This window comes from Sorangium sp. So ce321 (genome assembly GCF_051530195.1).
Classification (GTDB): domain Bacteria; phylum Myxococcota_A; class Polyangia; order Polyangiales; family Polyangiaceae; genus Sorangium.
Window position 1 is genome coordinate 7,338,161 of the sequence record NZ_CP150329.1, and the last position, 15,423, is coordinate 7,353,583.

The following is a 15,423-nucleotide window of genomic DNA, read 5'->3' on the forward strand; positions in this document are numbered from 1 at the left end:
GCGGCTCAGCCTCCCCCCCCGGCGCCGTCACGCCGTGCGCGCGAGCGCGATCGCGAGCGCCTCGCCGTCGACGTTGACCTCGCGCCGCTCGGCCTGCCCCCACGCCGCGGGCGCGGCGCCGAGCACGAGCTCGGCCGCGAGCGCCTCCTGCATGAGCATCTCGCGCGTCGCTTCGGCGACCTTGCGGGCCCGCTCGCCGCCGTCGAGCGCGAGCCGGATCCGCTCGGTGAAGCCGAGGTCGAGCTCCTTGCGCAGGCCCTGCACGCGCGAGAGGATCTCCCGGCCGAGCCCCTCGTCGCGGAGCGCGTCCGTGAGCGCCGTGTGCAGCACGACCACGCCCGCGCGGCCGCCGGCCGCAGCGAACCCCTCGCCCGCCTCGACAGCGACGTCGATCTCCTCGGGGCCGAGCTCGACCTGCTCGCCGTCCAGCGCGATCGCGATCTTGCCCTCGGTCGCGAGCGACGCGCGGAGCGACGCCGCGTCGGCCTTCGCGAGGACCTGCTTCGCGAGCTGCACCTTCTTGCCGAGCTTCGGCCCGAGCGCGCGGAAGTTCGGCTTGAGCACGTAGCGGACCGCGCTACCCTCCTCTCCCGGCTTCAGGAAGCGCACCTCGTGGACGTTGAGCTCCTCGGCGATGAGCGGCACGTGCTCGGCGAGCGCCGCCGCGAGCCCCTGCTGCGACAGCACGATGTCCGCGCGCGAGAGCGGCTGCCGCACCTTGAGCTTGTTCAGCGTGCGCACCTGCAGGCCCAGCGAGACGAGCTCGCGCACGGCGCGCATCTCGACCGCGAGCGGCTCGTCCACCGCGGCGGCGTCCGCCTCGGGGAAGGCCACGAGGTGCACGCTCTCCGGCTGCGACGCGGGCCACGGCCGCCGCACCAGGTTCTGGTACATGGCCTCGGCGAGGAACGGCGTGAAAGGCGCGCTCAGCTTGGCGATCGCGACGAGCACCTCGTACAGCGTGAAGTACGCGTCGCGCTTGTCCTGCGCCGCGCGCACCGCGCCGGCCGAGATATCCAGCGGATCCGTCGCAGACGCGGCCCAGAAGCGCGCGCGGCTCCGGCGGACGTACCAGTTCGAGAGCGCGTCCACGAGGTCGACCAGGCGCTGCGCGGCCTCGTACAGGTGGTACTCGTCGAGTTGCGCCGTCACCTCCCGCGTCGAGAGCGCGAGCTCCGAGAGGATCCACCGGTCGAGGAGCGAGCGCTCCTTCGCCGGCCGGTAGCCGGCGCTCGCCGCGAGCGCCGCGGGCGACGTGTCCGTCGCGCCCGGGTTGCCCTCGGCGGGCGAGAAGCCGTCGATGTTCGCGTAGATGGTGAAGAACGAGTAGACGTTCCGGAGCTTGACCGCGAACTCCTTCTGGTATGCGCGCACGTTCGTGAGCGAGTGGCGCGTGTTCGTCCACGGCGGGGAGGACGCGTAGAAGAACCAGCGGAACGCGTCGGCCCCGGGCGCCGGGGTCGCCGGGTCCTCGATGAAGACGCGCTCGGGCTGCGCGAGCCGGGGCACGTCGTTCGGCATCACGGAGAGCGCCTTGTCGCCCGGCGACAGGCCGAGGCGGTCGAGATCCGCGTCGGACAGCGCGACGATCCGCCGGGGCATCCCCTTCTGCGGCCGGAGCTCCATCGCGAGCGGCTGCGCCTCGCGATCGGCGCGGTACATCCGCACCTTCGCGGCGTCGCCGGTCAGGTCGAGCCCCTCGTAGTCCTCGCGCGCGATGAGCGCGACCCCGTCCTTCGGCTGGGCGCCCTTCACCTCCGTGGCCCGCGCCGCCGCGAACTCCATCCGGACGCGCTCCAGGATGACCTCGGGCGGCGTGTAGTTGCCCTTCGACTTGCTCTCCTTCTTGCCCTCGCGGTCGCACACGTGCCCCAGCACGACGCACGTCTGGTACGGGTGCGGGTAGCTCCGGACCCGCGACAGCCCGAGCTTCTCCTGCGTCGCCTCGTCGAAGACCAGCGTCGAGACCATCAGCAGCGAGTAGAACCAGCCGCGCGTCTGATCGATCGCCTCGCTGATGAAGTCCGCCGGGAACGCGCGGTCGAAGAGCTCCTTCGAGCCCGGCGCGTGCGGGTAGCCCCACTGCGCGAACGGCATGCTCCCGCTGTCGAACCACGCGTCGATGACCTCGGTCACGCGCCGCATGTCGCCGCCGCACGTCGGACAGGGGAAGGTGACCTTGTCGATCCACGGCTTGTGGACGATGAGGTGGTCGTTCAGGCTCGGGTCGGCCTTCTTCGCCTCGTGGAAGTGGTCGAAGGCGCGCGGGTTCAGCGCCTCGATCTCGGCGACCGACGCCGGGGCGAGCTGGTGCTCCTCGTTGTCCTTGCAGATCCAGACGTTGAGCGGCGTCCCCCAGTACCGCTCGCGCGAGAGCGCCCAGTCGACGTTGTTGGCGAGGAAGTCGCCGAACCGGCCCTCCTGGATGTGGGACGGCAGCCAGTGGATCGCGCGGTTGTTGGCGATCGCCTTCTCGATGTTGTCCCGCGTCCTGATGTACCAGGCGGGGCGCGCGAGCTGGATCAGCGGGTCGTCGTCCGCGCGCCAGCAGAACGGGTAGTCGTGGCGGTACTTCTCGTCGTGCACGAGCAGCCCGCGGGCCGCGAGATCCTTGATGATCAGCGGGTCGGCGTCCTTCACCCAGAGGCCCGAGAACGGCGTGAGCCCCGGCTCGAACGTGCCGTCCGGCCGCACCGCGCAGAGCATCGGGATGTCGCCCCCGGCCCCCGGCTCGAGCTCCGCGACGCGCCGCTTGTGCGCGTTGAAGTCGTCCTCGCCGAACGCGGGCGCGATGTGGACGATGCCCGTGCCGGAGTCGAGCGTGACGAAGTCCGCGCCGAGGACCAGCCAGTAGAGCGGCTCTTCCTTGCCGTCCTTCCTGCGGGCGACGGCGCCCTCGAGCGACCTCGAGTAGCCGTCGAACGGCGGGCGGTAGCGCTTGCCGATGAGCTCGCGGCCCTTGAGCTCGCGGAGCACGGGCAGGTCGCGCTTGAACTTCTTCGCGAGCTCCTCGCGCAGCGCCGCGGCGACGATGAGCTTCCCGGCCGCCGGCGCCGCCCCGCCGCCGGCAACGCCAGCGCCCGCCGACGCCCCGGCGTCCACGACGACGTAGTCGAACTCGGGCCGGACCGCGGCGTAGCCGTTCGAGGGCAAGGTCCACGGGGTCGTCGTCCACGCGCAGAGGGCGGTGTCGGGCTCGTCCACGAGCGGGAACGCCACGTACACGCTCGGGTCGTCGACCGTCTTGTAGTTCGAGCCGACCTCGGCCGCGCTGAGCGCCGTCCCGCCCTGAGGCCACCACCAGCAGACGCGGTGGCCGCGGTAGAGCAGCCCCTTCTTGTGCAGCTGCGAGAGCGCCCACCAGACGCTCTCGACGTAGCTCCTGTGGTAGGTGACGTACGCGCTGTCGAGGTCGACCCAGAAGCCGATCTTGTCGGTCAGGCTCTCCCACGCCTCGGTGTACCGGAAGACCGAGTCGACGCAGCGCGAGATGAACGGCTCGACGCCGTACCGCTCGATGTCGGCCTTGCCGTGGATGCGCAGCTCCTTCTCGACCTCCACCTCGACCGGCAGCCCGTGCGTGTCCCAGCCCGCCTTCCGCGGGACGTCATAGCCGCGCATCGTCTTGTAGCGGGGGAAGACGTCCTTCACGGCGCGCGTGAGCACGTGGCCGTTGTGCGGCATGCCGTTGGCGGTCGGCGGCCCCTCGTAGAAGACGAACGTGCCCCTGGAGGGGCCGGTCGCGCGGGTCTCGGCGCGGAGGGTCTTCTCGAAGATGCGGCGCTGCTTCCAGAAGGCGAGGATCTTCGCCTCGTCGGCGGGGAAGTTCAGCTCGGCCGCCACCTTGTCGAACAGGGGCTCGAGCGGGCCGTCGGTCGGTTTCTTCGAGGAGGCTTCGGACATGGCCCGGCCTAGTAGCAAGGCGGATTGCTAGCGTCGAGGGAGGCGCTCGGGCGCGCGGCGCGCGGGACGGGTGTAGGATCCGGGGATGAGCGCGCAGCCCCCGCTGTTTCCAGGCAATGCGCCCGAGGTCGAGGCCGCGTTCCAGGCGGCGCCGGAGGAGATGGTCGCCGAGATCCTCGACGGGGAGCTCCACACGTTCCCGCGGCCAGGTCGGCCGCACACGCGCACGGCGTCGCGGCTCGGTCGTAGGCTCGGGCCGTTCGACGATGATCCAGGCGAGCCTGGGGGCTGGGTCATCCTCGACGAGCCCGAGCTCCACCTCGGGCCGAGGCCGGACAAGATCGTCCCCGATCTCGCCGGCTGGCGCCGCGAGCGCATGCCCGATGCGCTCGGGTCCGAGGACGCGCCCGCGCACTACGACGTCGCGCCCGACTGGGTCTGCGAGGTGATCTCCCCGCGCACCGAGCGCGTCGATCGCGGCAAGAAGATGCGGATCTACCGGCGCGAAGGGGTCCGCCACGCCTGGCTGATCAACCCGGTCGCGCAGACGCTCGAGGTGTACCGGCTGGACGACGGCCGGTGTTGCCTGCTCGACACCTACGAAGGCGATGCGGTCGTGCGGGCCGAGCCGTTCGAGGCCATCGAGCTGCCGCTCGCCGACCTCTGGGCGCGGTAGGGACACCTGTCACACGGCCGGGCGCTTGGGCGGCAGCGGGCGAGGCAGGGCCGCGCGGCTCACCCCGCGCGCGGCGCCGGCAGCGCGCCGCCGAAGTCGGCGCGGATGGCGGCCACCCCGTCCGCGCCCGCCGCCAGGCAGGCCGGCGCCGAGGCCGCGTCCACGCCGCCGAGGGCGAGGAGCGCGACGCCGCGCCGCGCGGCCGCGAGGCGAGCCCGCGCCTCGCGCAGCGCCTCCGGGCCGAGCGGCGGGCCCTTGCCGGGCGTCGCGAAGATCGGCGAGAGCACGGCGGCGTCCGCCCCAGCCTCGGCCGCGCGGAGCACCTCGTCCACGCTGTGGCACGCGACCGAGACGAAGACGCCGTCGCCCAGCAGGGCGCGCGCGTCGGCCACCCCGGCCGAGCGGCGGCCGAGGTGCACGCCGTCCGCGCCCAGCACGAGCGCGAGGTCGAGGCGGTCGTTGACGACGAGCGAGGCGCCGAGCGCGGCCGTCGCGTCGCGCAGGCGCCGGCCGAGCGCGTGCAGCGCCGCGCCGGAGAGCTCGGGGTCGCGGAGCTGCACCGCCACGCGCGCGCGGTCCTCGGGCGGCAGGGCGCCGAAGGCCGACAGGCGCGCGAGCAGGACCGGCTCCGGCACGTCCGCCGTCTGGGTGATCAGGGTCAACCTGGGGGTGAGCATGGCCGTCCTCTCGCCAGCTGGGGGCATCGAAGCGGCGGGAGCGCCGCGCAGGAGAGCTTCTCGATCCGGGTCGCGGCGCTCGACGCGCGGCGCACCGGGCTAGCGGCCCGGGGCGCCGGCGTCGCCGAGCGCCTCGAGGTCCCTCCGGGCCATCTCGGCGAACCGGCTGGATGGATAGCGCTCGACCAGGAAGCGCAGCGTATCGGCATGGGCGCCGCGATCGCCGCGCGCCTTGAAGCGCTCGGCGAGGTCGTAGAGCGCCTCGCTCGGATCCTCGTAGATGCGACGATCCGGGTCGACATCGCTCGCGCACTGGTAGGGAGCCCGCGCGACGGCGGCGAGGAGCACGAGCGGGCCCAAGGCCGCGCGGAACCCGGTGAGCACGGGCGACATTCGCCGATGAACGGGCGCGAGCGTCAAGAGGACGCGGCGCCCCGGCGAGACGCGGGGCCCCGGGAGGACGCGGCGCCCCGCTGGCGCGCCGGCAGGGCGACTAGCTCGGGGGAGGGCCCGTCCGGGCAGCGCCGTTCTCGAGCCCGGTCTTCGGGGCCGGCGTGCCGACGACGCCGTTGCCGACCTCCTGCACGTCCGCGCTCGCCTTGCCCGCGCCGCGGACCGCGCTCACGAGCGCGTCGTGGAGGGCGCGCGCGCTGTCGTCCCAGTCCCGCCCGCCGGCGAGCTCGACGATCCGCGCCGGATCGTACTCGTGCCGCGCGGCGCGCAGCAGCGCCTCGGCCAGCGCGTCCTTGTTCCCCGGCGGGACGAGCTCGCCGAGCTCGGGGCTGTGCAGGATGTCGGGGATGCCGCCCACGTTCGTCGCCACCACGCGGCGCCCCGAGGCGAGCGCCTCCAGCACGACGTTGGGCGTCCCCTCGTGCAGGCTCGGGAGCACGAGCGCGTCGCACGCCCCGAGCCACAGCGACACCTGCTCGTGCGGCAGGTAGCCGGTCACCGTCAGCCTGCCGCCCAGCCGGGCCGCGGCCGCGCGGCACGCCTGCTCCTCGGCGCCGCTGCCCACCAGCGTGAGCTCGATGTCCGGGTGCACGCACGCGAGCCGCTCGAACGCCTGGACGAGATCGAGCACCCCCTTGTCGCGGTTCAGGTGGCCGACGAACACGAACAGCCTCGATCTGGGGGACCGGCCGAGCTCCGCGCGCGCCTGGGCGCGGTCGCGCGGCTGGAACAGCTTCGCGTCGACGCCGTTCATGACGACGTCGATGCGATCGCGCGGCACGCCGAGCGCCTCGACGCCCTCCGCGAGCTTGCGGCTCACCGCGACCACCCGAGCCGCGCGGGTGAGCCCCCAGCTCAGCGGTCGCCGCAGCCGCCGGTCGCGCGGGATCACGTCGATGTCCGAGCCGTGGCACTTGATCACCGACGGCACCCCGAGCAGCCGCCCGAGGCAGACCGCCGCGAAGCCGTCCGGGTACGCGAACGCCCCGACGATGACGTCGGGCGACGGGCCGTTGCGCAGGAACTCCGGGAGCATCGACGCCGCGTAGAGCGGGCCGTTCAGGACCGGCGCGACCCGCGGCACATAGAGATAGCGCGGGTGGCGGACCGGGAGCCCGTCGATGACCTCCTCGCGCGGCGCGCTGGAGCCGACGGGCCACTTCGAGAGCCGCTCCATGCCAGGGAACCACGGGATCGTCGCGAGCACCCGGACGTCGCAGTAACGCGACAGCGCGGCGAACTGCCGGCGATTGTACGGCGCCTCGTCCGGGTGGACCGCGTTCGGGAAAATCTTCGTGATAAGCAAAACACGCATCCGCCGCAATTGCTCCTCCTGTCTGCTCGATCCGGATCCGAAGCGGCGAGCACCTCGGCAGAGGCTTCCGTTCTCCCCCGGTTCTCGCTCGGTCTTCGCCTGGTCATCGCTCGGCCCCGACCAGCTAGGCGCCCAGCCCGGTCCGGTCGTCGAGCCGCCCGTCGCGATCGCCGCCCCGTACGGCGGCCGGCGCGCTCGCTGGAGGGCGCGCGGGCTCGGCGGGCTTGGCGGAGGCCGCCTGCGCGCGCGACCGGGGCTGGGCCACCCCCCCGCGCCGCCGGGCGATGAGCTCGTCGAAGAGGCGCACGTGCGCGTCGACCATCGCCTCCAGGCTGAACTGCTCGGCGAACTTCGCAGGGCTCCGCGTGCGCGCGCGCTCGCGGAGCTCGCCGTCGCGCGCCACCCGCGAGAGGTGCTCGACGAGCGCGCCCGGGTCCTTCGGCGGGACGAGGAAGCCGTCCACGCCGTGCTCGATGATCTCGGGGACGCCGCCGACGCGGCTCGCCACGATCGGCTTGCCGAGCGCGAGCGCCTCGAGCAGCGCCAGCGGCAGCCCCTCCCAGAGCGACGGGAGCACGTAGGCGTCGAACGAGGAGACGAGCTCGGGGACGTCCGAGCGATAGCCGGGGAAGATCATCCGGTCGCCGAGCCCCGCGGCCCGGGCGCGCTGCTCCAGCTCCCCCCGCAGCGGGCCGTCGCCCGCGACGACGAAGCGCGCCTCCGGCGTGCGCCGCAGCACCTCGGGCGCCGCCTCGATCAGGTAGCGGAGCCCCTTCTGCTCGATGTGCACCACGGCGCAGCCGAACACGAAATCCCGCTCGCCGATGCCGAGCTCCGCGCGGATGCGCCCCTGCTCGCCGCTCTGCAGGGCGCGGGAGAAGCGCGTCCCGTCGATGCCGTTGTGGATGACGCGGACCGGCGCGCGGACCTTCACGTCCTCGACGAGGATGCGCCTGAGATCGTGCGAGACCGCGACCATCTCGTCGGCGAGGTAAGCGTAGTAGCCGAATTTGCGCCGATCGAAGCCCTTCGCCCGGTTGATCTGGTTGTGCTCCGAGTAGAGGACCGCCGGCCGATTCCGGAGCATACGCGCCGCGATGCCGGCGAAGATGAGCGGAGCCCGGTTGTGGACGTGGACGATATCCACCGAGCGCTGGTGAAAGAAGCGCCGGATCCAGAGGAGGGCCTCGGGATCGCTCTTGATGCCGGGCAAGACCGGCCGGAGATCCTTGGTGATCACCAGGCACTTCGAGCGCGGGAGCTTGACCTCCGAGAAGAGCCGCCCCTCACCGTCCAGGCAGATCAGCGAGAGATCGAACCCCTGGTCGCCGAGCCGATCGAGGAGGCTCAGCACGACCTTCTCGAGCCCGCCGACCTCGAGGTTGTTCACGACCATGCAGACGTTGGGCTTGCTCATGTTCTCCTGAGCGGACCGTCAGGTCGCCGCGGTCGCTGCCAGCGCGCGATACGCGCCACGACAGAGGTGTCGGCCGTGCGATGAGCGTTCCGTGTCATCTTGGCTCAGGTAGGTGAGCGTATCATGGCATGGGCGTGCTGTTCGTTTGACTTCGCACGTCGGCTCGCCGCGGGACGGTGAATGTCGATGTCCCACAGCGCGCCACGCTGCGTGCTGGACGTGCGATCTCGCCCGGCATCTGCCCGCCGCTCGCCCGCCGCTCGCCCGCGCGGCCCTGCTCGCTTCGGACGAGCGCGGCGAGCGCGCCCTCACAATGCCGAGATCTTGCCCTGCTCCGGCGACGACGCCGTCGCATAGAGCTTCTTCGGCATTCGCCCCGCGAGATACGCCATCCGCCCGGCGCTCACAGCGTCCCTCATCGCGCGCGCCATCAGGATCGGGTCCCGCGCGCCCGCGATGGCCGTGTTCATCAACACCCCATCACACCCGAGCTCCATCGCCACCGCGGCGTCGCTCGCTGTCCCGACCCCGGCATCCACGATCACCGGGACCTTCGCTGTCTCGCGGATGATCATCAGGTTGTAGGGATTCCGGATCCCGAGCCCGCTGCCGATCGGCGCCGCCAGCGGCATCACGGCGGCGCACCCGATGTCTTCCAGCTTACGGCACACGATCGGGTCATCCATGCAATAGGGGAGCACGGTGAAGCCCTCCTTGACCAGGATCCGCGCCGCCTCCAGCGTCGCCTCGTTGTCCGGGAACAGCGTCCGTTCGTCGCCGATGACTTCGAGCTTCACGAGGTCGGACAGCCCGAGCTCGCGCGCCAGCCGGCAGGTGCGGACCGCATCCTCGACCGTGTAGCAACCCGCCGTGTTCGGCAGGATCGTGAAGCGCCCCTGCTGGAGCAGCGACAGCATCGACCCCTCGCCCCGCTCCTTCAGATTCACCCGGCGGAGGGCCACGGTGACCACCTCCGCGCCGGACGCCTCGAGCGCGCGACGGGTCTCGTCCAGGTCCTTGTACTTGCCCGTCCCCACGAAGAGGCGGGAAGTGAACGTGTGTCTGCCGATCGTCAACGCATCGCTCGTCATCGCTGGCTCCTCGGGTCTCGACCCAGACGATCTGCTAGTCGGACCGGGACACAGGGTCCAGGACATCGACAGCGTCCTGCGCTTCGGGCGCGCCTCGCGCGGCAGCATGGTATCTTCGGGCCCATGTCTCCCAGAGCTTTTTGCATAGCCCTCCTGCTGGCGCTGCCTCCGGCGCTCGCCCTGACCCCGGGCGGCGGCTCCGCCCCGGCGGCCGGGGTGAGCCCCGGCGCGCTTCTTTCCGGTCCGCGCGAGGCACAGGCGGCCGTCTCCGTGCAGCTCTCGCTGGAAGAGCTCGTGTCCCGCGCCGCGTACGTCGTCGTCGCGACCGCGACCGAGCAGCGCAGCCAGTGGGAGGAGCTCGGCGGATCGAGGAGGATCGTGACCTATACCCGCCTGTCCGTCGATCGCCCCGTGGCCGGCCAGCCGGACGGCGAGATCTGGGTGAGGACGCTCGGGGGCGTGGTCGGGGACATCGGACAGCAGGTGTCGGGCGACGCGCAGCTCAAGATCGGCGGCCAGGCGATGGTCTTCCTCTCCAGGGCGGGCTCCGCCCTGGTCGTGGCCGGGATGGCCCAGGGCCACTACCCCGTCGTCGACGGCGAGGATGGGCGCCGGGTGGCCGGCGCGCCGCGGGTGGCCGTGCGGCGGCTGGCCGCGAGCCCCGACGGCGGGACCGTCCTGCCCCGGCCGGGCCCCGCGATCTCGGCGCGCGAGCAGCTCGTGGGCGCGACGCTCGACGCGGCGGTCGACGCGGTGAGCCGCGCCTGGAAGGCGAGCCATGCACAGAAATAGCCCCGCGCGCTCCGTACGAAGGGCGCGGAGCGGCGTCCTGGCCATCGCCGCGGCCTGCGCCGCGCTCGCCGCCGCGGCGCTCGCCGCCCCCTCGCCCGCCCTCGCCTACTGCCGCACCAGCGTCTGTCCCGAGACCAAGGCGACCGCGGCCGTCTGTACGCCGGCCCAGCCGAACGACTGCGGCATCCCCCTCGCCTGGCCGTCGCCGTGCGTCGGCTACTCCATCCAGGAGGACGCCTCGAAGCAGGTCTCGCTCGCCGAGACCGAGGCGATCTTCGAGAAGGCGTTCGCCGCGTGGACCCAGGCCGACTGCGGCGACGGGGAGACCCCGCGCATGGAGGTCACCTACATGGGCCCGATCGTCTGCGCCGCGCACGAGTACAACCAGCACAAAGGGAACGCGAACATCATCACGTTCCGGGACGACGGGTGGCCTTACGCCGGCGGGGGGAACACCCTCGCGCTCACGACCGTCACCTACAACCTCAACACCGGCGACATCTACGACGCCGACATGGAGATCAACTCGTGGGACGTGGAGCTCTCGCTCGGCGACGACGACGTGTCGTTCGACCTGCTGAGCATCGCCACCCACGAGGCCGGCCACTTCCTCGGGCTCTCGCACTCGAGCGACAGCGCGGCGACGATGTTCGCCGACTACCGGCCGGAGACCACCATGCTCCGCGACCTCGACGAGGACGACCGCGACGGGATCTGCGCGGTGTACCCGCCGGGGGCGCCGGTCGAGGAGTGCGATACGACCCCGCGCCACGGGTTCTCCGAGCTGTGCGCGGTCGATCAGCCCGACCGCGAGGAGGAGGGCGGCTGCGCGGCGGCCCCGGCGCGGGGCGGGCGCGGCGGGCGCGGCGGCGCGCTCGCCCTCGCGGCGCTCGCGGTGGTGGGCGCGGCCGCGCGGGCGCGGCGCGGCGCGACGGCGGGCTCGGGCCGGCAGAGGCCCCGCTGAGCCAGAGCCCGCCCGTCCTCGTCGAGCGCGACGACGATCTCGCCCGGCTGATCGAGCGCGCCGCGCGCGCGGACGCGCTCGCGGTCGACGTCGAGGCCAACGGGCTGTTCGCCTACCGCGCGCGGCTCTGCACGGTCCAGCTCGCCTTCCGCGAGGGGGACGGCATCGCGGTCGGGATCGTGGACGCGCTCCGCGTGCCCGTCGCGCCGCTCGCGCCGCTGCTCGGGGCCGCCGGGCCGCCCAAGGTGCTGCACGACCTCACGTTCGACGCGCGCATGCTCGCCGAGGCGGGTGCGCCCCTCGCGGCGGCGCGCGACACCTCGGTCGCCGCCCGCATGCTCGGGAGCGCCGCGACCGGGCTCGCCGCGCTCCTCCAGTCGGAGCTCGGCGTGAAGGTCGACAAGCAGCTCCAGCAGCACGACTGGGCGCGCAGGCCGCTCGCGAGCGCCGAGGTGCGCTACCTGGCCGACGACGTGCTCCACCTGCTCCAGCTCGACGCGCGGCTCGCGGAGCGCAGCCGCGCGCTCGGGATCGAGGACGAGATCGTGGAGGAGTGCGCGTACAAGCTCGCGACCGCCCTCGGGCCGCCGCGCGATCCGCGGCCCGCCTACGCGCGCATCAAGGGGGCCCAGGCGCTCGACCCAGAGGGCCGGGCGATCCTGCGGCGCCTCGCCGCGGCGCGCGATGCCGCCGCGGAGGCGGAGGACCAGCCCGCCTTCAAGGTCGTCGGCAGCGAGGTGCTGCTCGAGCTCGCGCAGCGGAGGCCGGCCCACGCCGACGGCGTGCGCGCCGTGCGCGGGGCCGCCGCGGGCCGGGCGGGGAGCTGGGTCGCCGCGTGGCTCGGCGCCATCGAGCAGGGGCGCCGCGATGGCGACGTGCCGGAAGAGGAGCGCGAGCTCTTCGTGCAAGCCCGCCCACCGCGCAAGGAGGTCGCCGTCCGGCGCGCGATGGAGACCCGGATCACCGCGTGGCGCAGGGCCGAGGCGAAGGCGCGGAAGGTGGACGAGCAGGTCGTGCTGCCAGGGCACTGCGCGCAGGATCTCGTGGAGATCGCGCTCGCGGGGGCTCACGTCGACGGGGCCGCGGTGGCCGCCGCGATCGCGCGCATCCCGGGGCTCGGCGCGCGCCGGCTCGCGCGCTACGGCGGCGCGCTCGCGGCGCTCGTGACCGCGGCGCCGCCGGGCGAGCCGCCCGCCGCAGCAACGTAGCCGCGCGCGATCGTTCGCGCCTCCGTTCGCGCCGCGCGCGCAGGCCTCGATCGCGGCGCGCCGCTCGGTCGACAGAGGCGCCGGGCGGTGGAATAGCAGGGCCCATGCCCTGGAAAGATCAACAAAAAACGCCGAGGCGGCCCCGCCTCTGGCCGGCGGTGAGGTGGTGGCTCCGCACCGCATTCGCCTTCGCGCTCGTCTCCGGGTGCGTGCTCCTGGGAGCGAACGCAGGAGAGCTGTCCCCTCCCCCGCCGCCTTCGGCGCCGCCCCTCGCGAGCGCCGAGGGCGGCGTGGACCCCGAGACGATCCCGGTCGCCCCCGACTCGCCGCGCGCCTCCGTGAGCCGGTACTTCGATCTCTGCCGCGCGGGCGACTACGCCGAGGCCGCGCGCTACCTCGACCTGCCGCCGAGGGCGGACGGCGCGCAGCTCGCGCAGCGGCTCAAGGCGGTGCTCGATCGGCACCTGTGGCTCGACCTGGAGACCCTCTCGCCGCACCCGCAGGGCAACACGCAGGACAACCTGGGGACCGGCGTGGAGCAGCTGCCCGACAAGATCCCGACCCGGACCGGGCTGCAGCCGGTGCGCCTCGTGCGGCGCACGACGCCCGAAGGGGTGCGGTGGATCTTCTCGCGCGCCACCGTGGAGCGCGTCGACGAGTGGTACGCGCGGCTCGAAGACCGCTGGATCCGCGATCACCTGCCGCCGGCGCTGCTGCGCCCCGGCCCGCGCGAGCTGCTCTGGTGGCAGTGGCTCGCCCTACCCGTCGTCGCGCTCGCCAGCTGGCTCATCGGCATGGTGCTGAGCTACTTCATCCGCGCCGCGCTCCGCCGCCTCGTCGCCCGGACGGACTCCACGCTCGACGATGTGCTCCTCGGGGGCGCGCGCGGCCCGCTCACGTTCGCGCTGGCGCTCGTCGGCGTCGAGGTCGCGCTCTCGTGGCTCGGGCTCTACCCGCCGGCCGAGCAGTTCCTCGACAAGGTGGTGCGCGCCGGCCTCTTCATCGCCGTGTTCTGGTTCGCCCTCCGCGCCATCGACGCCGTGAGCGACCGCCTGCTCGCCGCCCCGGCGACGCGCGACAACCCCGCGGCGCGCTCGCTCGTGCCGCTCATGGGGCGGATCGCGAAGGTCGCGATCCTGATCATCGGCGTCATCGCCGTGCTGTCGGAGCTCGGTTACCCGGTGGCGAGCCTCATCGCCGGCCTCGGCATCGGCGGCGTCGCGCTCGCCCTCGCCGCGCAGAAGACGGTGGAGAACCTCTTCGGCTCGGTCTCGATCGGCGTCGACCGGGCGCTCCAGGTCGGCGACTTCGTGAAGGTCGACGCGCTCCTCGGCACGGTCGAGACCATCGGGCTCCGCTCGACGCGGATCCGCACGCTCGACCGGACGCTGGTCACGATCCCGAACGGCAAGCTGGCCGACCTCCAGATCGAGTCGTACACGGCGCGCGACAGGATGCGCCTCTCGTGCGTGCTGAGCCTCGTGTACGAGACGACGCCCGCGCAGCTCCGGGCGGTGATCGAGGGGTGCGAGCGCGCGCTGCGGGCGCACCCGCTCATCTGGCCCGACGACGTCGTCGTGCGCTTCATCGGCATCGGCCCCGCGTCGTTCGACGTCGAGATCATGGCCTGGTTCCAGACGGCCGACTTCGGCGAGTTCCGGACGATCCGGCAGGAGATCCTGATCACCTTCCTGGAGATCATCGGCGCGGCCGGGACGAGGCTCGCGTACCCGACGCGGACGGTGCACGTCGCGCCGCGCGGGGGGGAGCGCGCGCTGCTCGACGCGACCGCCGACGGGAGCTCGGCTAACGGGCGGCGGGAGCCGCGGCAGGCGCCATCGGCTGGAGCCCCGCCTTCTCGATGAGCGCGCGGTCCTCGTCCGGGCCCGGGTTCGGCGTGGTGAGCAGCTTGTCTCCGTAGAAGATCGAGTTCGCCCCGGCGTACATGCAGAGCAGCTGGGCCTCGCGCGAGAGCTCCGTCCGGCCGGCGGACAGGCGGACCATCGCGCGGGGCATCATGAGCCGCGCGACCGCGATCATCCGGACGAACTCGATCGGGTCGACCGGCGGCAGGCTCTCGAGCGGCGTGCCCGCGGCGCGCACGAGGGCGTTGATCGGCACGCTCTCCGGGTGCGGGTCGAGGCGCGCGAGCTCGACGAGCATCTCGCAGCGGTCGGCGATCGACTCGCCCATGCCGATGATCCCGCCCGAGCAGACCGTGATGCCCGCCCGCCGGACGTTGCGCAGGGTGACGAGCCGCTCGTCGTAGGTGCGCGTCGAGATGATGGACTTGTAGGCCTTCCGCGACGTGTCGAGGTTGTGGTTGTACGCGTCGAGGCCGGCCTCCTTCAGGCGGCGCGCCTGGTCGTCGGAGAGCATGCCGAGCGTGCAGCACGCCTCGAGGCCGAGCGCCTTCACGCCGCGCACCATGTCGAGGACGCGGTCGAACGCGGGGCCCTCCTTCACCTCGCGCCACGCGGCGCCCATGCAGAACCGCGTCGACCCGCCGGCGCGTGCGCGCTCGGCGGCCGCGAGGACCGCGCCGACGTCGAGCATGCGCTCCGGCCCGACCTCCGTCTCGTAGTGGCTCGACTGCGGGCAGTAGGCGCAGTCTTCCGGGCACCCGCCCGTCTTGACGCTGAGCAGGGTGCAGAGCTGCACCTCGTGCTCGCCGTGGAACGCGCGGTGGACCGAGCGTGCCCGGTCGATCAGCTCGAAGAGCGGCAGATCGTGCAAGGCGACCGCCTGCTCGACGGTCCAGTCGTGGCGGACCGCGCCCGCCGCCGGCGCGCGGCCGTTCGGCTCGCCGCGCCCACCCTTGTGCTCCGCCGTTTCCCTTTCGATGCCTTCGAGCATGGGGTCGCTCCATACCCAGGCTTGGGCCGCCGCCGCAAGCGACCCGCGCGGCCAGGTCCGCCCCTCGCCCG

At 73.1% G+C, this 15,423-nt stretch carries 12 protein-coding genes; 5 read left to right on the top strand and 7 right to left on the bottom strand.

The window, feature by feature from the left end; genetic code table 11:
• Positions 1 to 27: 27 nt before the first annotated feature.
• Complete coding sequence (ileS, locus tag WME89_RS26930) at positions 28 to 3,903, bottom strand: isoleucine--tRNA ligase (protein WP_438002584.1); 3,876 nt, start codon at positions 3,901 to 3,903, stop codon at positions 28 to 30.
• 85 nt (positions 3,904 to 3,988) lie between these two features.
• Here ileS and WME89_RS26935 point away from each other — a divergent pair, with 85 nt between their 5' ends.
• Positions 3,989 to 4,579 carry a Uma2 family endonuclease gene (locus WME89_RS26935; protein ID WP_438002585.1) on the top strand — a complete coding sequence of 197 codons (591 nt, stop codon included), beginning with the start codon at positions 3,989 to 3,991 and terminating at the stop codon, positions 4,577 to 4,579.
• A gap of 59 nt (positions 4,580 to 4,638) precedes the next feature.
• Here the strand turns inward: WME89_RS26935 and WME89_RS26940 are convergent, their stop codons facing one another.
• The 5 genes from WME89_RS26940 to WME89_RS26960 form a co-directional block, all read right to left on the bottom strand.
• Entirely contained in the window at positions 4,639 to 5,256 is a 618-nt protein-coding gene (locus WME89_RS26940) for a thiamine phosphate synthase (RefSeq protein WP_438002586.1), read from the bottom strand.
• A gap of 99 nt (positions 5,257 to 5,355) precedes the next feature.
• The gene (locus WME89_RS26945; protein WP_438002587.1) at positions 5,356 to 5,649 is read right to left on the bottom strand and encodes a tetratricopeptide repeat protein; all 294 of its coding nucleotides are present in this window, start codon (positions 5,647 to 5,649) and stop codon (positions 5,356 to 5,358) included.
• Positions 5,650 to 5,749: 100 nt separating this feature from the next.
• On the bottom strand, positions 5,750 to 7,024 hold the full coding sequence (locus WME89_RS26950; protein ID WP_438002588.1) for a glycosyltransferase family 4 protein: 1,275 nt from the start codon (positions 7,022 to 7,024) through the stop codon (positions 5,750 to 5,752).
• A 124-nt stretch (positions 7,025 to 7,148) separates the two neighbouring features.
• A complete protein-coding gene (locus WME89_RS26955; RefSeq protein ID WP_438002589.1) occupies positions 7,149 to 8,441 on the bottom strand; it encodes a glycosyltransferase in 1,293 nt (430 codons plus the stop codon).
• Positions 8,442 to 8,749: 308 nt separating this feature from the next.
• Positions 8,750 to 9,532 (bottom strand): thiazole synthase, encoded by a 783-nt coding sequence (locus WME89_RS26960; protein ID WP_437663230.1) that lies wholly within the window; start codon positions 9,530 to 9,532, stop codon positions 8,750 to 8,752.
• A 123-nt stretch (positions 9,533 to 9,655) separates the two neighbouring features.
• Between WME89_RS26960 and WME89_RS26965 the strand changes: the two genes are divergently transcribed.
• The 4 genes from WME89_RS26965 to WME89_RS26980 all read left to right on the top strand — a co-directional run bounded on the left by WME89_RS26965 (position 9,656) and on the right by WME89_RS26980 (position 14,361).
• Positions 9,656 to 10,324: a hypothetical protein gene (locus WME89_RS26965; RefSeq protein ID WP_438002590.1), complete on the top strand. Its 669-nt coding sequence runs from the start codon at positions 9,656 to 9,658 to the stop codon at positions 10,322 to 10,324.
• On the top strand, positions 10,311 to 11,288 hold the full coding sequence (locus tag WME89_RS26970; RefSeq protein WP_438002591.1) for a matrixin family metalloprotease: 978 nt from the start codon (positions 10,311 to 10,313) through the stop codon (positions 11,286 to 11,288). Before WME89_RS26965 ends, WME89_RS26970 begins: the two co-directional genes overlap by 14 nt.
• On the top strand, positions 11,285 to 12,496 hold the full coding sequence (locus tag WME89_RS26975) for an HRDC domain-containing protein (protein ID WP_438011976.1): 1,212 nt from the start codon (positions 11,285 to 11,287) through the stop codon (positions 12,494 to 12,496). Before WME89_RS26970 ends, WME89_RS26975 begins: the two co-directional genes overlap by 4 nt.
• Positions 12,497 to 12,600: 104 nt before the next feature.
• Complete coding sequence (locus WME89_RS26980) at positions 12,601 to 14,361, top strand: mechanosensitive ion channel family protein (RefSeq protein ID WP_438002592.1); 1,761 nt, start codon at positions 12,601 to 12,603, stop codon at positions 14,359 to 14,361.
• Here WME89_RS26980 and bioB read toward each other — a convergent pair.
• The gene (gene bioB / locus WME89_RS26985) at positions 14,303 to 15,352 is read right to left on the bottom strand and encodes a biotin synthase BioB (protein ID WP_438002593.1); all 1,050 of its coding nucleotides are present in this window, start codon (positions 15,350 to 15,352) and stop codon (positions 14,303 to 14,305) included. The genes WME89_RS26980 and bioB overlap by 59 nt on opposite strands.
• Positions 15,353 to 15,423 lie beyond the last annotated feature (71 nt).